This is a genomic window from Streptomyces sp. NPDC044003, assembly GCF_056435185.1.
The window spans coordinates 120,908-136,502 of the sequence record NZ_JBWKFA010000015.1 but is presented as its reverse complement, the minus strand read 5'-3'; the positions used below and the strand labels follow the sequence as shown (position 1 = coordinate 136,502).

The window sequence follows — 15,595 nt, the reverse complement described above, 5'->3', positions numbered from 1 at the left end:
TGGGGAACTATTTCAGGCCCGGTCCCGTCTCGGAAAGTCGGGCCGCGTGAAGACCTTCGGGGCAAGCCCCGGGCAAGTCCTGGACCACTCGGGTGTCCGCAGGGCGGGACGGGCGCTCGGGCGGCACACGGTGCCCGATACGGTGGAACCACCATGAGCGCATCGCAGACCTCAGACGTTCCCACCCTTCTCGTCAAGATCTTCGGGAAGGACCGTCCCGGGATCACCGCGGGACTCTTCGACACCCTCGCCGCCTACTCCGTCGACGTCGTGGACATCGAGCAGGTGGTCTCCCGGGGCCGCCTCGTCCTGTGCGCGCTCGTCACCGAGCCGACCGTCGCCTCGCAGGGCGAGCTCCGGGCCACCATCCACAGCTGGGCCGAGTCGATGAAGCTCCAGGCCGAGATCATCTCCGGCACGGGCGACAACCGTCCCCGTGGCGAGGGACGCTCGCACGTCACCGTGCTCGGCCACCCGCTCACCGCCGAGCAGACGGCGGCCATAGCGGCCAGGATCGCGGAGACCGGCGGCAACATCGACCGTATCTTCCGCCTCGCGAAGTACCCGGTGACGGCGGTCGAGTTCGCCGTCTCGGGCTGCGAGACCGAACCGCTGCGGACCGCCCTCGCCACCGAGGCGCACTCCGTCGGCGTCGACGTGGCCGTGGTCTCCGCCGGTCTGCACCGGCGGGCCCAGCGGCTGGTCGTCATGGACGTCGACTCGACCCTGATCCAGGACGAGGTGATCGAGCTCTTCGCCGCGCACGCGGGCTGCGAGGACAAGGTCGCCGAGGTGACGGCGGCGGCGATGCGCGGCGAGCTGGACTTCGAGCAGTCGCTGCACGCGCGCGTGGAGCTGCTCGCGGGCCTCGACGCCTCGGTGGTCGACAAGGTCCGCGCCGAGGTGCGGCTGACGCCCGGCGCCCGGACCCTGATCCGTACGCTCAAGCGGCTCGGCTACCAGGTGGGTGTCGTCTCCGGCGGGTTCACGCAGGTCACCGACGATCTGAAGGAGCGGCTCGGCCTCGACTTCGCCTCGGCCAACACCCTGGAGATCGTGGACGGGAAGCTCACCGGCCGGGTGACCGGCGAGATCGTCGACCGGGCGGGCAAGGCGCGGCTGCTGCGCCGGTTCGCCACGGAGGCGGGGGTGCCGCTGGCGCAGACCGTGGCGATCGGCGACGGGGCCAACGACCTGGACATGCTGAACGCGGCCGGGCTCGGGGTGGCGTTCAACGCGAAGCCGGTGGTGCGTCAGGCGGCCCACACGGCGGTGAACGTGCCGTTCCTGGACACCGTGCTGTACCTGCTGGGCATCACGCGCGAAGAGGTCGAGGCCGCGGACGTCGGCGAGGAGGACCTGCCGCACTGAGCGGTGGGGGTACGGAGAAGGGCCCGGGCGTCGGTCGACGCCCGGGCCCTTCCGCGTACGGGATCAGGCGTACGGGATCACACGTACGGGGTCAGGCGTGCGGGGTCCAGAAGTCGACGAGCTTGCCGACGCCGTGCTCCACGGACTTCCAGGAGCCGTTGAAGGTGACGACGGCGTAGGCGGAGGCCGGGAAGCCGCTGTGGCTCATGCGGGCGAGGGTGTCGCCCTCGGCCTCGCCGGCGAGGGCGTCGGCGAGGGCGTGCATGCCGGGGTTGTGGCCGATGAGCAGGAGGTTGTTCACGGCGTCCGGGGTCTCGTTCACCAGGGCGATGAGCTCGCCGAGGGAGGCCTCGTACATGCGGTCCTCGTACACCGTCTTGGGGCGCACGGGCAGCTCGTGGACGGCCAGCTTCCAGGTCTCGCGGGTGCGGAGGGCGGTCGAACAGAGGGCCAGGTCGAAGGCGATGCCGCTGTCGGCGAGCTTGCGGCCGGCCACCGGGGCGTCCTTGCGGCCTCGGTCGGCGAGCGGTCGCTCATGGTCGGAAGAGTCGTTCCAGTCTGCCTTCGCGTGCCGGAGGAGCACGATGCTGCGGGGTGTATCGACGCTCATGGTCCACAGCTTCGCACGAAACAGGCCACTCCGACTCAGGGAGAGAGCGTTTGCCAGACCTGCTCCAGGACCCGCCCGACCGCAGGGTCACCCGTGGTCGCCCGGGCCTCACCCGACCCGGCCATGAGGACCAGGAGGGCGAGGAAGGCGGCTGCGGGGAGGGCGAGGGCCCACCAGGGCAGCCGGGTGTCGACGCCGGTGGTCGTGGTCCGGATGCCGGGGTGCGTGGGGGCCGACATGGCCGCCTCCGTGGGTGAGTTCCGCGCTTTCGCCGTTGTCACCAACGTACGGATCGCGCGTCCGCCGGCACATCCGGTGATCCACCCACTTCACCCTGAGACCCGCCCCCTAGGGGATGCGGGGGCTACCCCCACCTCACGGGGAGACCCAGGGGAAGACCCACGGGGAGACCCGGGGGAAGCCCCAGGGGGAGACTCACGGGGAGGCGAAGGAGGCGATGACGGCGATGACGACCGTGATGCCGAGCATCGCGCCGAGCACGACGAGCAGCTTCTTCTGGCCGTTCTGGGGGTTGGGTTCGAGGACTGGCATGGGAACAGTCTTACATCTCAGCATTCGTCCTCGACCGTCCGGTCCCTGCCCGCCAGGGTTCCGACGATCATCTGCGGGACCATCAGTCCGCCCATGAGGGCGACGGGCAGTCCCCAGCCGCCGCTGTGCTGGTAGAGCACGCCGACGAGGAGGGGGCCGGGGATCGAGATCAGGTAGCCGACGCTCTGCGCGAAGGCGGAGAGCCGGACGACGCCGGCGCCGGTGCGCGAGCGCATGCCGATCATCGTGAGGGCGAGCGGGAAGGAGCAGTTCGAGATGCCGAGGAGCACCGCCCAGACCCAGGCTCCGGCGGCGGGGGCCAGGAAGAGTCCGGTGTAGCCGGTGAGTCCGCACAGGCCGAGGGCGACGACGATCGGGCCCTGGTTCTTCATCCGGGTCGCGAGGCGGGGGATGACGAAGGCGAGCGGGACGCCCATGACCATGGTGACGGCGAGGAGCACGCCCGCGGTGGTGGCGGGGACGCCGGAGTCGCGGAAGATCTGCGGCATCCAGCCCATGGTGATGTAGGCGCCGGTGGCCTGGAGGCCGAAGAAGACGCCGAGCGCCCAGGCGGTGCGGCTGCGGGTGATGCGGGGCGCGGCCGCCTGCGGTGCCGCCGCGGGGACTGCGGGACGTACCGCGTCCGCGCCCCGGTCACGCAGGAGCGGGAGCCAGGGCAGCACGGCGAGCGCGGCGAGCACAGCCCAGACGCCCAGGCCGAGGCGCCAGCCGCCGCCGAGAGCGTCGGTCATGGGGACGGTCGCGGCCGCCGCGACCGAGGTGCCCAGGGCGAGCGCCATGGAGTAGAGGCCGGTCATGCTGCCGACGCGGTCGGGGAAGTACCGCTTGACGATGACGGGCATCAGGACGTTGCTGACGGCGATGCCCATGAGGGCGAGGGCGCTGGCGGCGAGGAAGGCGGCGGTGCCGGTCGCGAAGGGCCGCAGGACGAGGCCGGTGAAGATCGCGGCCATGCCCGCGCAGACGACGGCGGCGGGGCCGAAGCGGCGGGCGAGGCGGGGGGCGGTGATGCCGAAGACCGCGAAGCAGAGCGGGGGCACGGAGGTGAGGACACCGGCGACGCTGCCGCTCATGTGGAGGTCGTGGCTGACCTCTTCGAGGAGGGCGCCGAGGCTGGTGATGGCGGGGCGCAGGTTGAGCGCGGCCAGGACGAGTCCGACGGCGACGAGGCCGAGGGCCCAGCGGCGCGCCGGGGCGGCACGGTCCGGTGCGGGAGAGTCGCCGGCGGTGGCGGGCGTTCCGGACGGCGCGGTCGCGGCGGGGTCGAGGGTCTTCTGCTCGTCAGGCATGGGGCCATCATAGAATCATGGGATGATTGGTTGTCCAATCTCGAACGGTCCAGACTTGAACCAATGGGAAGGCGTTCCATGGCCCTCGGTCACCCCCGGCGCACCGGTCTCTCCGACCAGGTGATCGCCGAGCTGCGGAACCAGATCACCTCCGGCGAATGGCCGGTGGGTTCGCGTATCCCGACCGAACCCGAACTGGTCGAGCAGCTGGGCGTCGCCCGGAACACCGTGCGCGAGGCGGTCCGCGCGCTCGCGCACAACGGGCTGCTCGACATCCGCCAGGGCTCGGGGACGTACGTAGTCGCCACCAGCGAGCTGGCGGGCGTCATGCACCGGCGCTTCGCGGGCTCCGACCCCCGGCACGTGGCCGAGCTGCGCTCCACGCTGGAGTCCGCCGCCGCCCGGTTCGCGGCCGAACGGCGCACGGAGCGGGACCTGAAGCAGCTGGACGCCCTGCTCGGGCGCCGCGAGGAGGCGTGGGAGTCCGGGGACGCGGAGCGGTTCGTGACGGTCGACGCGGCCTTCCACCACGCCGTCGTCGCCGCGTCGGGCAACGAGGTCCTGACGGAGCTCTACGCGGACCTGGGCGACCTGCTGCGGGATTGGCTGCGCGACGACGTGGGGCAGGTGCTGCGGCCCGAGAACCACATGGACCACGCGCGCCTCGTGGACGCGATCCGCGAGGGCGATGCCGAGCGGGCCGGCACGGAGGCGGCCGGCTACCCCTTCATGTGCCTCAGGAACCCCGTACCGGAAGCGAGTCCGGAGCAGGAGCGGGAGCCGGATCCGCGGGCTGGTGCGTGACCCAGGCGGACCGGACCTCCTTCCAGCAACGGCCGGTGACCCGGGCGTAGTCGGCGGGTTCGACCTCCACGGGGGCGCTGTCGCTGTCGACGTCCCACCAGCGCTCGCACTCGACGTGGAGGCGGATCAGGTCGGTGCGGGGGTACGGGTTGCTGCAGTGCGCGGTGACACGGGAGCCCTCGACGACGGTGTGGCAGGAGGCCCCGAAGTTCTCCGGCTCCTCAGCCGCCGGGGCGGTGGCCGCGCGTTCCTCGGCCGGGGCGGGAGCGGCCCGCAGCTCGGTGGCCACGGCTGTCCCGGTGATCAGAACGGCGACGGAGGCGAACGCCCCGAAGCCCTGACGTATCGCGCGCATGCCCGTACCTCCTCCCCGTCAGCAGCAGAACATCACGCTCTGCCTCAGTCTGGGGTCATTCGGGCTACTTTTCGACCCGTGCAGGAGTTGCGGAACGGCGAGGGCCGTGTGTCCGCCACCTGGGCGGACACACGGCCCTCTACCTGCTGTGCTGCGCGGTTACGCGCCGATGGCGTGCAGACCGCCGTCCACGTGGATGATCTCGCCCGTGGTCATCGGGAACCAGTCCGAGAGCAGCGCGACGATGCCGCGGCCGGCCGGCTCCGGGTCCGCGAGGTCCCAGGTCAGCGGGGAGCGGGTGTCCCACACGGAGGCCAGGCCGTCGAAGCCCGGGATGGACTTGGCGGCCATGGAGCCGAGCGGGCCCGCCGAGATCAGGTTGCAGCGGATCTTCTGCTTGCCGAGGTCGCGCGCCATGTAGCGGCTGGTGGCCTCCAGGGCGGCCTTGGCCGGGCCCATCCAGTCGTACTGCGGCCAGGCGTACTGCGCGTCGAAGGTGAGGCCGACGACGGAACCGCCCTCGGACATCAGCGGCAGCAGCGCCATCGTCAGCGACTTCAGGGAGAAGGCGGAGACGTGCATGGCGGTGGCCACGGACTCGAACGGCGTGTTCAGGAAGTTGCCGCCGAGGGCGTCCTGCGGCGCGAAGCCGATGGAGTGCACGATGCCGTCGAGACGGTCGCCCAGGTGCTCACGGACCTGGCCCTCCAGGCGGGCGAGGTGCTCGTCGTTCGAGACGTCGAGCTCCAGGACCTTGACGTTCTCGGGCTTGGGGAGCTTCTTGGCGATGCGCTCGGTCAGCGACGGCCGGGGCCAGGCGGTGAGGATGATCTCCGCACCCTGCTCCTGGGCCAGCTTCGCGGCGTGGAAGGCGATGGAGGACTCCATCAGCACACCGGTGATGAGGATGCGCTTGCCCTCGAGAATTCCGCTCATGGTGATCAGTGACCCATGCCCAATCCGCCGTCAACCGGGATGACGGCTCCAGTGATGTACGAGGCGTCGTCGGAGGCGAGGAACTTCACCGCCGCGGCGATCTCCTCCGGCTGCGCGTAGCGGCCCAGCGGCACCTGCGACACGATGCCCGCGCGCTGCTCGTCGGTGAGCACCGCGGTCATGTCGGTGTCGACGAAGCCGGGGGCGACGACGTTGAAGGTGATGTTGCGCGAGCCCAGCTCACGCGCGAGGGAGCGGGCGAAGCCGACCAGGCCGGCCTTGGAGGCGGCGTAGTTGGCCTGGCCCGCGGAGCCCAGCAGACCGACGACCGAGGAGATCAGGACGACGCGGCCCTTCTTGGCGCGCAGCATCCCGCGGTTGGCGCGCTTGACCACCCGGAAGGTGCCGGTGAGGTTGGTGTCGAGGACGGACGTGAAGTCCTCCTCGGTCATGCGCATGAGGAGCTGGTCCTTCGTCACGCCGGCGTTGGCCACGAGGACCTCCACCGGACCGTGCTTCTCCTCGATCTCCTTGTAGGCCGTCTCCACCTGCTCCGCGTCGGTGATGTCGCACTTGACGGGAAGGCAGCCGAGCTCGACCAGGGCGGCCGGGGGCTCGCCGGAGCGGTACGTGATCGCGACCTTGTCGCCGGCCTCGGCGAACGCGCGGGCGATGGCGAGGCCGATGCCCCGGTTTCCTCCGGTGACGAGAACCGAGCGGCTCAACGGATCACCCTTTCGATAGCGGTCTGGTAGCCGAAAACCTATCGGTATCGCCCCCGACATGAGCAATCGACCTCCCACAGTGGCGTACGGGCGTCGCTGTCGGATCCCTACAGCTCGGGGGCCGTACGGGTCGGGTCGCCGCGCCGCGGAGGGACGGGTTCCACCGGGGGCGCTCCTCAATGCGCCGACTCGGCCGCCCGTCCCGTGATTGACTTCCGGGGCAGTTTCAGACCGCTGTCTTCCGATCGCCGAGAGCGAGGCCGCTCGTGGTCCATCAGATCGACCCTTCGTTCGTCGCGCTGCCGTTGCGGGCGCTCGCCGACGCGGCGCTCGCCCGAGCGCGCGCGCTCGGTGCCGAGCACGCGGACTTCCGCCTGGAGCGGGTGCGCAGCGCCTCGTGGCGGCTGCGCGACGCCAAACCGTCCGGGTCCTCGGACACCACGGACCTCGGCTACGCGGTGCGGGTGGTGCACGGCGGGGCCTGGGGCTTCGCGTCCGGCGTCGACCTGACGATGGACGGGGCCGCGCGGGTCGCCTCGCAGGCGGTCGCCATGGCCAAGCTGTCGGCGAAGGTGATCGCGGCGGCCGGCTCCGAGGAGCGCGTGGAGCTGGCGGAGGAGCCGGTGCACTCCGAGCGCACCTGGGTCTCCTCGTACGAGATCGACCCCTTCTCCGTCCCCGCCGAGGAGAAGAGCGCGCTGCTCGCCGACTGGAGCGCGCGGCTGCTCGGGGCGGAGGGCGTGGCGCACGTGGACGCCTCGCTGCTCACCGTCCACGAGAACAAGTTCTACGCGGACACGGCCGGCACCGTGACCACCCAGCAGCGCGTCCGGCTGCACCCGCAGCTCACGGCGGTCGCCGTGGACGAGACGACCGGCGAGTTCGACTCGATGCGGACGATCGCGCCGCCGGTCGGGCGGGGCTGGGAGTACCTGACGGGGACCGGCTGGGACTGGGACAAGGAGCTCGACGAGATCCCGGCGCTGCTCGCCGAGAAGATGCGGGCGCCGAGCGTGGAGGCGGGCCGGTACGACCTGGTCGTGGACCCGTCGAACCTGTGGCTGACGATCCACGAGTCCATCGGTCACGCCACCGAGCTGGACCGGGCGCTGGGCTACGAGGCGGCGTACGCGGGCACCTCGTTCGCCACCTTCGACCAGCTGGGCAAGCTGGCGTACGGCTCCTCGATCATGAACGTGACGGGTGACCGGACCGCCGAGCACGGTCTCGCCACCGTCGGCTTCGACGACGAGGGCGTCGAGGCGCAGAGCTGGGACCTGGTGAAGGACGGCACGCTCGTCGGCTACCAGCTGGACCGGCGGATCGCGAAGCTCACGGGCCTGGGCCGGTCGAACGGCTGCGCCTTCGCCGACTCCCCCGCGCACGTCCCGGTGCAGCGGATGGCGAACGTCTCGCTCCAGCCGGACCCGGGCGGTCTGTCGACGGAGGACCTGATCGGGGGCGTGGAGCGCGGCATCTACGTGGTGGGCGACCGGTCCTGGTCGATCGACATGCAGCGCTACAACTTCCAGTTCACCGGCCAGCGCTTCTTCCGCATCGAGAACGGCCGGCTCGCCGGGCAGCTGCGGGACGTGGCCTACCAGGCGACGACCACCGACTTCTGGGGCTCGATGGAGCAGGTCGGCGGCCCGCAGACGTACGTGCTCGGTGGCGCCTTCAACTGCGGCAAGGCCCAGCCGGGCCAGGTCGCCGCCGTCTCGCACGGCTGCCCGTCCGCCCTCTTCCGGGGCGTCAACATCCTGAACACGACGCAGGAGGCCGGTCGATGAGCCGCGTCAGCAAGCCGTACGAGATCGTCGAGCGGGCCCTTGAGCTGTCCCGCGCCGACGGGTGTGTCGTCATCGCCGACGAGGAGTCCTCGGCCAATCTGCGCTGGGCCGGGAACGCGCTCACCACGAACGGTGTGACGCGGGGCCGTACCCTCACGGTCATCGCGACCGTCGACGGCGCCCAGGGCACCGCCTCCGGTGTCGTCTCGCGGTCCGCCGTGACCGTCGACGACCTGGAGCCCCTGGTCCGGGCCGCCGAGGCCGCCGCCCGCGCCGCCGGGCCCGCCGAGGACGCCCAGCCGCTCGTGGAGGGCGTGCCCGCCTCGCCCGACTTCACGGACGCGCCGGCGGAGACCTCCTCCGCCGTCTTCACCGACTTCGCCCCGGCGCTCGGCGAGGCCTTCGCACGCGCGCGTGCCGGCGGCCGTGAGCTGTACGGCTTCGCCAACCACGAGCTGACCTCCACCTACCTGGGCACGTCCACGGGGCTGCGGCTCCGCCACGACCAGCCCAACGGGACCCTGGAGCTCAACGCCAAGTCCCCGGACCGCTCGCGTTCCGCCTGGGCCGGGCGCGCGACCCGGGACTTCAAGGACGTCGACCCGGGCGCGCTCGACGCCGAGCTCGCGACCCGTCTCGGCTGGGCGGAGCGGAGGATCGAGCTGCCCGCCGGCCGGTACGAGACGCTGCTGCCGCCGACCGCCGTGGCCGACCTGCTGATCTACCAGCTGTGGTCCTCGACGGCCCGGGACGCGGTGGAGGGCCGGACGGTCTTCTCCAAGCCCGGCGGCGGCACCCGGCTCGGCGAGGTCCTGTCGCCGCTGCCGCTCACGCTGCGCAGCGACCCGAACGAGCCGGGCCTGGAGTCCTCGCCGTTCGTGATCGCGCACTCCTCGGGCGACGACTCCTCCGTCTTCGACAACGGTCTGCCGGTCGGGCCGGTCGACTGGGTGAAGGCCGGCAGCCTGGCGCACCTGATCACCACCCGGCACACGGCGGCGCTTACTCGGTTGCCCGTGGCGCCGGGAGCCGGGAACCTGATCCTGGACGGCGGCGGCGAGCGCTCCCTGGAGGAGATGGTGGCCTCGACGGAGCGTGGCCTGCTGCTGACCTGCCTCTGGTACATCCGCGAGGTCGACCCGGCGACGCTGCTGCTGACCGGGCTGACCCGGGACGGCGTCTACCTCGTCGAGAACGGCGAGGTGGTCGGCGAGGTGAACAACTTCCGGTTCAACGAGTCGCCGGTGGACCTGCTGTCGCGGGCCTCGGAGGCGGGTCGTACGGAGAAGACGCTGCCGCGCGAGTGGAGCGACTGGTTCACACGGGCCGCGATGCCGGCCCTGCGAGTGCCGGACTTCAACATGAGCTCGGTCAGCAAGGGGGTCTGACCCCCATAGACTGATCGCGACAACTGGTTCCCCTGAGCATCACGAGGAGACGGACGACGTGACGGACATCGTCGACGAGCTGAAGTGGCGCGGGCTCTTCGCCCAGTCCACCGATGAGGACGCACTGCGCAAGGCTCTCGCGGACGGCCCCGTCACGTTCTATTGCGGTTTCGACCCGACCGCGGCCAGCCTCCACGTCGGCCACCTGGTCCAGGTCCTCACCGTCCGCCGGCTCCAGCAGGCCGGGCACCGGCCGCTGGCGCTGGTCGGCGGGGCCACCGGGCAGATCGGTGACCCGCGGCCGACGGCCGAGCGCACCCTGAACGACCCCGAGACGGTGGCGAACTGGGTGAACCGGCTGCGCTCGCAGATCGAGCCCTTCCTCTCCTTCGAGGGGGAGAACGCGGCGGTCATGGTGAACAACCTGGACTGGACCGCCGGGATGTCGGCGATCGAGTTCCTGCGGGACATCGGCAAGCACTTCCGGGTCAACAAGATGCTGACCAAGGACTCCGTCGCCCGGCGCCTGGAGTCCGAGCAGGGCATCAGCTACACGGAGTTCAGCTACCAGCTGCTCCAGGGCATGGACTTCCTCGAGCTGTACCGCCGCTACGGCTGCACGCTCCAGCAGGGCGGCTCGGACCAGTGGGGCAACCTGGTGGCCGGCCTCGACCTGATCCACCGCCTGGAGCCGGGTGCCGAGGCGCACGCGCTGGCGACCCCGCTGATGGTCAAGGCGGACGGCACCAAGTTCGGCAAGACCGAGGGCGGGGCCGTCTGGCTGGACCCGGAGATGACCACGCCGTACGCGTTCTACCAGTTCTGGCTGAACGTGGACGACCGGGACATCTCGACGTACATGCGGATCCTGTCCTTCAAGTCCCGCGAGGAGCTGGAGGAGCTGGAGGCGCAGACCGCCGAGCGGCCGCAGGCGCGCGCCGCCCAGCGTGCGCTGGCGGAGGAGCTCACCACCCTGGTGCACGGCGCCGATCAGTGCGCGGCCGTCATCAACGCCTCCAAGGCGCTGTTCGGGCAGGGCGACCTGGCCGAGCTGGACGAGCCGACGCTCGCCGCCGCGCTGTCCGAGCTGCCGCACGCGCGCGTGTCCGAGCTCGGCCAGGTCGTGGACCTGTTCGCCGAGGTCGGTCTCGTGGCGAGCAAGTCGGCGGCGCGCCGCACGGTGAAGGAGGGCGGGGCCTACGTGAACAACGCGAAGGTGACCGCCGAGGACGCCGTGGTGTCGGCGGAGGAGCTGCTGCACGGCCGCTGGCTGGTGCTGCGGCGCGGCAAGAAGAACCTGGCGGCGATCGAGTTCGCCGGCTAGCGGGACCATGGGAAGAGGCCCGGTACGTGCGCTGTGCGCCGTACCGGGCCTCTTCTCGTGTCTCAGGCGCGCTGCTTGCTGCCCTTGATCGAGGCCCACAGCATGTCGCCCACTCCGACGACGGCGACGGCGCCGATCAGCTGGAGCAGGTGCCGGGTCCAGTCGATGCCCCGGGTGTCCTCGACTCCGATCCAGCCCGCGACCGCGTTGCCGAGCACGCTGCCGAGAATGCCGAACACGGTCGTCAGCCACAACGGGATCTGCTGCTTCCCGGGAAGGATCGCCTTCGCGATCAGACCGAGGACGAATCCCACGATGATCGCCCACAACCAACTCATCGCCGCCTCCTAGTGCACCTGTGGGCCCAGTCTCGGCCCATCGGCCATACGGCGCATGTCGGACAGCGCCGTACGCGCCCCGGTCTCGTCGGCCCGGCGGGGCGGGCGTACGGTGGAGCGAGGTCCGGACCGGGGAGGGTCCGGCACGACCGTTGGGTGGTGGAGGGCGATGCCGAAGCGTGGCCAGGCCGAGGTCTTCCGGATCACGGGGGCGCGACAGGGGCTCGCCGACGACGTCCGGGGACGGCAGCGGCGCTATGTCATCTCGATGACGGTGCGGACGCTCTCCGTGATCGCCGCGGCGGTCCTGTGGAACGTCGAGCGGCACGTGGCCTTCGTGGCGCTGGGCCTGGGCATCCTGCTCCCGTACATCGCCGTGGTGATCGCCAACGCGGGACGCGAGACCGCTCCGTCCCTTCCCTCCACCTTCGTCCCGACCCCGGTACGCCCCGCGCTCGACGCCCCGAACCTCAAGAAAAGCTCAGATCAATCATGACGATCCGGTGCACCGCACCCCAGGTGCCGTGACATACTGCCTACGCGCTCCGCATCCCCCGTCGGAGCGACGGACCGATGCCGGGCAGCTCCCCCCGTGGCTGCCCGGCATCGCTGTTGCTGGACAATGATCGGGTGATCAATGGTCCAGTGAGCGAAGAGAAGCCGATCTGTTCCGCCAAGGGGTGCCGCGCCGACGCCGTCTGGGTCCTCGCGTGGAACAACCCCAAGCTGCACACGCCGGAGCGGCGCAAGACCTGGCTCGCGTGCGAGGAGCACCGCGAGCACCTCTCCCAGTTCCTGGGGGTACGGGGCTTCCTGAAGGACGTCGTGCCCCTCGCCGAGTGGGACTCAGCCGCCGATAGCTGACATCGGGCGCTCGGGCTGGAGGAAGCTCGGGTCGTCGAGGCCCGAGCCGGCCTTCTTGCCCCACATGGCCTTCTTCCAGAGCTCCGCGACCGTCTCGTCCGGGGCGTCCGAGCGGAGCGCCGCCCGCAGGTCCGTCTCCTCGGTGGCGAAGAGACAGGTGCGCACCTGTCCGTCGGCGGTGAGCCGGGTGCGGTCGCAGGCCCGGCAGAACGGGCGGGTGACGGAGGCGATGACGCCGACCGTGTGCGCTCCGCCGTCGACGACCCAGCGCTCGGCGGGGGCCGAGCCGCGCTCCTCGGAGCCTTCGGGCGTCAGGGTGAAGCGGGTGCGCAGGGACTCCAGGATGTCCCCGGCGGTGATCATGCCGTCGCGCTTCCAGCCGTGCTGGGCGTCCAGCGGCATCTGCTCGATGAAGCGGAGCTCGTAGTGGTTCTCGACCGCCCAGGCGAGGAGGTCGGGGGCCTCGTCGGCGTTGAGCCCGGGCATCAGGACGGCGTTGACCTTGACCGGGGTGAGGCCGGCCTCGCGGGCGGCGGCCATGCCGTCGAGGACGTCCTGGTGACGGTCGCGCCGGGTGAGGGTCTTGAAGACCTCGGGGCGCAGGGTGTCGAGGGAGACGTTGACCCGGTCGAGGCCGGCCGCCTTGAGGGCGGCGGCGGTGCGCTTGAGTCCGATGCCGTTGGTCGTGAGGGACATCCGGGGGCGGGGCTCCAGGGCGGCGCAGCGCTCGACGATCCCGACGAGGCCGGGGCGGAGCAGCGGCTCACCGCCGGTGAAGCGGACCTCGGTGACGCCGAGGTCGGTGACCGCGATGCGGATCAGCCGGACGATCTCGTCGTCGGTGAGGAGGTCCGGCTTGGCGAGCCACTGGAGGCCCTCTTCGGGCATGCAGTAGGTACAGCGCAGATTGCATCGGTCCGTGAGCGAGACGCGCAGGTCAGTGGCCACACGGCCGTAGGTGTCGATGAGCACTGTGGGCCCCCTCCCCGTTGTCCGGATGCGTGTGTTCCGAGCCTACGCGAGTGCACGGACAACGAGCAGGGCAGATTGTCACGAGGACCGACGCGGCCGCGTCGTAGAACTCTACGACGCGGCCGTCCGGCGGTGGCGGAACGTATACGGTTCAGTGCGCTCCGACTCCGGTGAGGGACTTGACCTCCAGCTCCGCGTACTTGCCCTTGTCCGGCTCCTCCTTGGAGAGGATCGAGCCGAGCCAGCCGAGCAGGAAGCCGAGCGGGATGGAGACGAGGCCGGGGTTCTCCAGCGGGAACCAGTAGAAGTCCACCGTCTTGAACATCGACGTCGGCTTGCCGGAGACGACCGGCGAGAAGAGGACGAGGACGACGGCGGAGATCAGACCGCCGTAGATCGACCAGAGCGCGCCCTGGGTGGTGAACCGCTTCCAGAAGAGCGAGTAGAGGATCGTCGGCAGGTTGGCCGAGGCGGCGACCGCGAAGGCGAGGGCGACGAGACCGGCGACGTTGAGGTCGCGGGCGAGGGCGCCGAGCGCGATGGAGACGATGCCGATGAAGACGGTCGCCCAGCGGGCGGCCTTCACCTCCTCCTTCTCGGTGGCCTGTCCGCGCCGGATGACGTTGGCGTAGATGTCGTGCGCGAAGGACGAGGAGGAGGCCAGGGTCAGGCCCGCGACGACGGCGAGGATGGTCGCGAAGGCGACGGCGGAGATGACGGCGAGGAGGATCGCGCCGCCGGTGGAGTCGGCTCCGCCGCCGATCTCCAGGGCCGCGAGCGGGGCGGCCGTGTTGCCGGCCTTGTTGGAGGCGACGATGTCGCTGTTCTTGAGGAGGGCGGCGGCGCCGAAGCCGAGGACGATCGTCATCAGGTAGAAGGCGCCGATGATGCCGATGGCCCAGTTGACGGACTTACGGGCGGCCTTGGCGGTCGGCACCGTGTAGAAGCGGATCAGGATGTGGGGCAGGCCGGCCGTGCCGAGGACGAGCGCGATGCCGAGCGAGAGGAAGTCCAGCTTGGAGGTGGCGGTGGCGCCGTACTTGAGGCCGGGCTCCAGGAAGGCGTCGCCCTTGCCGCTGTTGGTGGCGGCCGCGCCGAGCAGCTCCGAGATGTTGAAGTGGAACTTGAGGAGGATGAGGAAGGTGATCAGGAGCGTGCCCGCGATGAGCAGGACCGCCTTGACCATCTGCACCCAGGTGGTGCCCTTCATGCCGCCGATCGTCACGTACACGATCATCAGCAGGCCGACCAGGGCGACGATCGCGATCTTGCCGCCGTCGCTGGTGATGCCGAGCAGGAGCGAGACGAGGACGCCCGCGCCCGCCATCTGGGCGAGCAGGTAGAAGATCGAGACGACGATCGTCGAGGTGCCGGCGGCGGTGCGGACGGGCCGCTGGCGCATCCGGTAGGCGAGGACGTCGCCCATGGTGAACCGGCCGGAGTTGCGCAGCGGTTCGGCGACCAGGAGCAGGGCGACGAGCCAGGCGACGAGGAAGCCGATCGAGTACAGGAAGCCGTCGTAGCCGAAGAGGGCGATGGCTCCGGCGATGCCGAGGAAGGACGCGGCGGACATGTAGTCGCCGGAGATCGCGAGACCGTTCTGGAAGCCGGTGAACTGGCGTCCGCCGGCGTAGAAGTCGGCGGCGCTGCGGGTCTGGCGGCCGGCCCAGACGGTGATGACGAGGGTGGCGACGACGAAGGCGCCGAACAGGGCGATGATCAGGGGCCGGTGCTCGGTGGTGGCGTTGCCGGCCGCGAGCAGGACGGGGGTGCTCATGCGTCGCCCTCCATACGGGTTCTGATGGCCTCGGCCTTGGGGTCGAGCCGGTTCGCCGCGTGCCGCGAGTAGAGCCAGGCGATGAGGAACGTGGTGAGGAACTGGCCGAGGCCGAGGACGAGGGCCACGTTGATGTTGCCGAAGAGCTTGGTGCCCATGAAGCCGCCCGCGTAGTTGGAGAGCAGCACGTACAGCAGGTACCAGGCGATGAAGGCCAGGGTGAGGGGGAAGGCGAAGGAGCGGTACGTACGGCGCAGTTCGCCGAACTCCGCACCCTCCTGCACCTCGACGAACTGCTCCGTCGTGGGTGACGCGGGACCGCGGTCGGTCTCCAGGCCCTTTCTGGGCGGCGGCGGTGCTTCGGTAGCCACGGAATCTCCTCGTGACGCGGGGGCGGACGGCTGGGTCAAGGGGGCCTCACCAGGGGTGCGGGAAGCGGGGCTCCGAGCGGAGCTCCTCCCCTGCCCAACGGCACGGAG

18 protein-coding genes are annotated in these 15,595 nt (G+C 70.8%); 7 read left to right on the top strand and 11 right to left on the bottom strand.

From position 1 onward, the window contains the following. Positions 1 to 153: 153 nt before the first annotated feature. Positions 154 to 1,371, top strand: coding sequence for a phosphoserine phosphatase SerB (serB, locus tag AC07AW_RS37595; protein ID WP_478819943.1), 1,218 nt, complete (start codon positions 154 to 156; stop codon positions 1,369 to 1,371). Positions 1,372 to 1,462: 91 nt separating this feature from the next. Here the strand turns inward: serB and AC07AW_RS37590 are convergent, their stop codons facing one another. The 4 genes from AC07AW_RS37590 to AC07AW_RS37575 all read right to left on the bottom strand — a co-directional run bounded on the left by AC07AW_RS37590 (position 1,463) and on the right by AC07AW_RS37575 (position 3,843). After that, the gene (locus AC07AW_RS37590) at positions 1,463 to 1,981 is read right to left on the bottom strand and encodes a SixA phosphatase family protein (protein ID WP_478819942.1); all 519 of its coding nucleotides are present in this window, start codon (positions 1,979 to 1,981) and stop codon (positions 1,463 to 1,465) included. A 35-nt stretch (positions 1,982 to 2,016) separates the two neighbouring features. Then, positions 2,017 to 2,220, bottom strand: coding sequence for a hypothetical protein (locus AC07AW_RS37585; RefSeq protein WP_478819941.1), 204 nt, complete (start codon positions 2,218 to 2,220; stop codon positions 2,017 to 2,019). Positions 2,221 to 2,416: 196 nt separating this feature from the next. After that, positions 2,417 to 2,533 carry an SGM_5486 family transporter-associated protein gene (locus tag AC07AW_RS37580; RefSeq protein WP_366040753.1) on the bottom strand — a complete coding sequence of 39 codons (117 nt, stop codon included), beginning with the start codon at positions 2,531 to 2,533 and terminating at the stop codon, positions 2,417 to 2,419. A gap of 17 nt (positions 2,534 to 2,550) precedes the next feature. Further along, positions 2,551 to 3,843, bottom strand: a complete 1,293-nt coding sequence (locus AC07AW_RS37575; protein ID WP_478819940.1) for a CynX/NimT family MFS transporter — start codon at positions 3,841 to 3,843, stop codon at positions 2,551 to 2,553. 78 nt (positions 3,844 to 3,921) lie between these two features. Between AC07AW_RS37575 and AC07AW_RS37570 the strand changes: the two genes are divergently transcribed. Next, positions 3,922 to 4,647 carry a FadR/GntR family transcriptional regulator gene (locus AC07AW_RS37570; RefSeq protein ID WP_478819962.1) on the top strand — a complete coding sequence of 242 codons (726 nt, stop codon included), beginning with the start codon at positions 3,922 to 3,924 and terminating at the stop codon, positions 4,645 to 4,647. On the opposite strand, the gene AC07AW_RS37565 is transcribed toward AC07AW_RS37570, so the two are convergent. The 3 genes from AC07AW_RS37565 to fabG all read right to left on the bottom strand — a co-directional run bounded on the left by AC07AW_RS37565 (position 4,580) and on the right by fabG (position 6,663). Continuing rightward, positions 4,580 to 5,002 (bottom strand): hypothetical protein, encoded by a 423-nt coding sequence (locus tag AC07AW_RS37565; protein WP_478819939.1) that lies wholly within the window; start codon positions 5,000 to 5,002, stop codon positions 4,580 to 4,582. The genes AC07AW_RS37570 and AC07AW_RS37565 overlap by 68 nt on opposite strands. Positions 5,003 to 5,161: 159 nt before the next feature. After that, positions 5,162 to 5,938 carry an enoyl-ACP reductase FabI gene (fabI, locus tag AC07AW_RS37560; RefSeq protein WP_478819938.1) on the bottom strand — a complete coding sequence of 259 codons (777 nt, stop codon included), beginning with the start codon at positions 5,936 to 5,938 and terminating at the stop codon, positions 5,162 to 5,164. A 5-nt stretch (positions 5,939 to 5,943) separates the two neighbouring features. Further along, positions 5,944 to 6,663, bottom strand: a complete 720-nt coding sequence (gene fabG, locus AC07AW_RS37555; RefSeq protein WP_030691676.1) for a 3-oxoacyl-[acyl-carrier-protein] reductase — start codon at positions 6,661 to 6,663, stop codon at positions 5,944 to 5,946. 266 nt (positions 6,664 to 6,929) lie between these two features. Here fabG and AC07AW_RS37550 point away from each other — a divergent pair, with 266 nt between their 5' ends. The 3 genes from AC07AW_RS37550 to tyrS are packed head-to-tail and all read left to right on the top strand — an operon-like array spanning position 6,930 to position 11,165. After that, a complete protein-coding gene (locus AC07AW_RS37550; RefSeq protein ID WP_478819937.1) occupies positions 6,930 to 8,453 on the top strand; it encodes a TldD/PmbA family protein in 1,524 nt (507 codons plus the stop codon). Further along, the gene (locus AC07AW_RS37545) at positions 8,450 to 9,841 is read left to right on the top strand and encodes a metallopeptidase TldD-related protein (protein ID WP_478819936.1); all 1,392 of its coding nucleotides are present in this window, start codon (positions 8,450 to 8,452) and stop codon (positions 9,839 to 9,841) included. Before AC07AW_RS37550 ends, AC07AW_RS37545 begins: the two co-directional genes overlap by 4 nt. Positions 9,842 to 9,899: 58 nt before the next feature. Beyond that, entirely contained in the window at positions 9,900 to 11,165 is a 1,266-nt protein-coding gene (tyrS, locus tag AC07AW_RS37540) for a tyrosine--tRNA ligase (RefSeq protein WP_478819935.1), read from the top strand. Between the two features lie 62 nt (positions 11,166 to 11,227). Here the strand turns inward: tyrS and AC07AW_RS37535 are convergent, their stop codons facing one another. Next, the gene (locus AC07AW_RS37535) at positions 11,228 to 11,503 is read right to left on the bottom strand and encodes a GlsB/YeaQ/YmgE family stress response membrane protein (protein WP_478819934.1); all 276 of its coding nucleotides are present in this window, start codon (positions 11,501 to 11,503) and stop codon (positions 11,228 to 11,230) included. A gap of 169 nt (positions 11,504 to 11,672) precedes the next feature. Between AC07AW_RS37535 and AC07AW_RS37530 the strand changes: the two genes are divergently transcribed. Next, positions 11,673 to 11,999, top strand: a complete 327-nt coding sequence (locus AC07AW_RS37530) for a DUF3099 domain-containing protein (protein ID WP_478819933.1) — start codon at positions 11,673 to 11,675, stop codon at positions 11,997 to 11,999. A gap of 149 nt (positions 12,000 to 12,148) precedes the next feature. Next, positions 12,149 to 12,367, top strand: a complete 219-nt coding sequence (locus AC07AW_RS37525) for a hypothetical protein (protein ID WP_478819932.1) — start codon at positions 12,149 to 12,151, stop codon at positions 12,365 to 12,367. On the opposite strand, the gene moaA is transcribed toward AC07AW_RS37525, so the two are convergent. The 3 genes from moaA to AC07AW_RS37510 form a co-directional block, all read right to left on the bottom strand. After that, positions 12,350 to 13,339, bottom strand: coding sequence for a GTP 3',8-cyclase MoaA (moaA, locus tag AC07AW_RS37520; RefSeq protein ID WP_478819931.1), 990 nt, complete (start codon positions 13,337 to 13,339; stop codon positions 12,350 to 12,352). The genes AC07AW_RS37525 and moaA overlap by 18 nt on opposite strands. A 151-nt stretch (positions 13,340 to 13,490) precedes the next feature. Beyond that, complete coding sequence (locus AC07AW_RS37515; RefSeq protein WP_478819930.1) at positions 13,491 to 15,116, bottom strand: solute symporter family protein; 1,626 nt, start codon at positions 15,114 to 15,116, stop codon at positions 13,491 to 13,493. After that, entirely contained in the window at positions 15,113 to 15,487 is a 375-nt protein-coding gene (locus AC07AW_RS37510; RefSeq protein ID WP_478819929.1) for a DUF485 domain-containing protein, read from the bottom strand. The genes AC07AW_RS37515 and AC07AW_RS37510 overlap by 4 nt, the downstream gene beginning before the upstream one ends. Between the last annotated feature and the right edge of the window lie 108 nt (positions 15,488 to 15,595).

What these genes read in the sequence shown, in the direction of transcription:
- serB (WP_478819943.1), top strand. Translation starts at nt 154, where the DNA reads ATGAGCGCATCGCAGACCTCAGACGTTCCCACCCTTCTCGTCAAGATC.
- AC07AW_RS37590 (WP_478819942.1), bottom strand. Translation starts at nt 1,981, where the DNA reads ATGAGCGTCGATACACCCCGCAGCATCGTGCTCCTCCGGCACGCGAAG.
- AC07AW_RS37585 (WP_478819941.1), bottom strand. Translation starts at nt 2,220, where the DNA reads ATGTCGGCCCCCACGCACCCCGGCATCCGGACCACGACCACCGGCGTC.
- AC07AW_RS37580 (WP_366040753.1), bottom strand. Translation starts at nt 2,533, where the DNA reads ATGCCAGTCCTCGAACCCAACCCCCAGAACGGCCAGAAGAAGCTGCTC.
- AC07AW_RS37575 (WP_478819940.1), bottom strand. Translation starts at nt 3,843, where the DNA reads ATGCCTGACGAGCAGAAGACCCTCGACCCCGCCGCGACCGCGCCGTCC.
- AC07AW_RS37570 (WP_478819962.1), top strand. Translation starts at nt 3,922, where the DNA reads ATGGCCCTCGGTCACCCCCGGCGCACCGGTCTCTCCGACCAGGTGATC.
- AC07AW_RS37565 (WP_478819939.1), bottom strand. Translation starts at nt 5,002, where the DNA reads ATGCGCGCGATACGTCAGGGCTTCGGGGCGTTCGCCTCCGTCGCCGTT.
- fabI (WP_478819938.1), bottom strand. Translation starts at nt 5,938, where the DNA reads ATGAGCGGAATTCTCGAGGGCAAGCGCATCCTCATCACCGGTGTGCTG.
- AC07AW_RS37545 (WP_478819936.1), top strand. Translation starts at nt 8,450, where the DNA reads ATGAGCCGCGTCAGCAAGCCGTACGAGATCGTCGAGCGGGCCCTTGAG.
- AC07AW_RS37535 (WP_478819934.1), bottom strand. Translation starts at nt 11,503, where the DNA reads ATGAGTTGGTTGTGGGCGATCATCGTGGGATTCGTCCTCGGTCTGATC.
- AC07AW_RS37530 (WP_478819933.1), top strand. Translation starts at nt 11,673, where the DNA reads ATGCCGAAGCGTGGCCAGGCCGAGGTCTTCCGGATCACGGGGGCGCGA.
- AC07AW_RS37515 (WP_478819930.1), bottom strand. Translation starts at nt 15,116, where the DNA reads ATGAGCACCCCCGTCCTGCTCGCGGCCGGCAACGCCACCACCGAGCAC.